Origin of the sequence: Mycobacterium helveticum, assembly GCF_007714205.1 — a bacterium.
GTDB classification, from domain to species: Bacteria; Actinomycetota; Actinomycetes; order Mycobacteriales; family Mycobacteriaceae; genus Mycobacterium; species Mycobacterium helveticum.
The window spans coordinates 1-1210 of sequence record NZ_VMQU01000295.1 but is presented as its reverse complement, the minus strand read 5'-3'; the positions used below and the strand labels follow the sequence as shown (position 1 = coordinate 1210).

Annotated in this window: 1 protein-coding gene; it reads right to left on the bottom strand. The window is 65.0% G+C overall.

The window, feature by feature from the left end; translation table 11 throughout:
• Nucleotides 1–263 precede the first annotated feature (263 nt).
• The gene (locus FPZ47_RS27570; protein WP_168209592.1) at nt 264–710 is read right to left on the bottom strand and encodes a GAF domain-containing protein; all 447 of its coding nucleotides are present in this window, start codon (nt 708–710) and stop codon (nt 264–266) included.
• Nucleotides 711–1210: the final 500 nt, after the last annotated feature.

Sequence of the window (1210 nt, the reverse complement as noted above, 5' to 3'; positions counted from 1 at the left end):
GTGTCCGGCAGTGGACCGTGCATGGCGCCGTGGGCGTCAAAAATAGCGACGCGGATTTCCTGGATGACGTCGTCGAGGGCGTCAATGTTGCGGGACAGTCTCTGCTGCACCTCGGTTGATCGCGCCCGCGGAATGGTCGCGTGCAGAGCCAGTTCGATCGCGAAGATCTGCCGGATCACGTGGTGGTTCAGGTGGCGGGCGATCCTGTCGCGTTCAGCGAGAATGTCGAGTTCACGCAGCCGGCGTGGTGTGGATCCCAGTTGTCAGGCGAGCGCCGCCTGGTCGGTGAATGCGGCCATCATGTCGAGTTGGTCTTCGCTGAACGTCCGGGCGCCGCCGCGCCGCAGCGCGATCAACACCCCGGCCACGGTGTCGGTGGTGCGCAGCGGAAGCACCAGCGCCGGGCCGCTGTGGTGGACACCGTCGATCGTGATGTCGAGGTTGTTGAGTCGTCGAGGGGTTCGTTCCACGAAGGCCTGTCCGATCGAGGTACCGGCGATGGGGATGGCATCCGCCGACCTCGATGGCATTGCGGCACCGGCGGTTTCCACGATCATCAGAGTGGCCACCTCCGATGGGGGTATGTCGTGGTTGGCTGTGACGGCGACCAGTGTGAGTTCTGCGCCGGTGAGCCTCAGCGCTTGGTCGGCGATGGGCCGATGCACCGTTGCGGGCGCCGGCGCTGGAGAGTCGTTCGGTTCCGACGTCACGCGTCGCTCCGCCGGTTTAACAGCAGAGGTGGTCATGCGGTCCCAGATCCGATGACCCGGGACCGCGGCCCGGTGTCGGTGCCGCGGTGCCACCGCACGGCGGCCGGTAAGGCTGGGTGTGGATCATGAATGGGTGGGGTCCGGGGCGGATCTGGCAGGGAAACGCCGGTGGTGGAACACAACGCAAGTGAAGTGGTCATGGTGACCTGACGTCCGGTGGATCACCGGAGTGTGTGAGGGTTCGGGGCCAATGCTCCTTGAATTAAGCGGCGGACGGCTCAACTCATCCCAGACCAGCTGTTTCCCAACGCCCTTCACGCTACACCCGTTGGACTGCTCGTAGCGGCCTGCCGAATCGATTTCGCGGCGCGTGGGGTGACCCGACCACGCACTGTTGACTGTTGAGACGAGCTGTGGAGAGCGCGAGGCGGTAGGTGTTCGCGCGCGCGGAGATCGAAACAACGACGACGTTGACAAGACCGACCGGCTGCCGGGGTTTG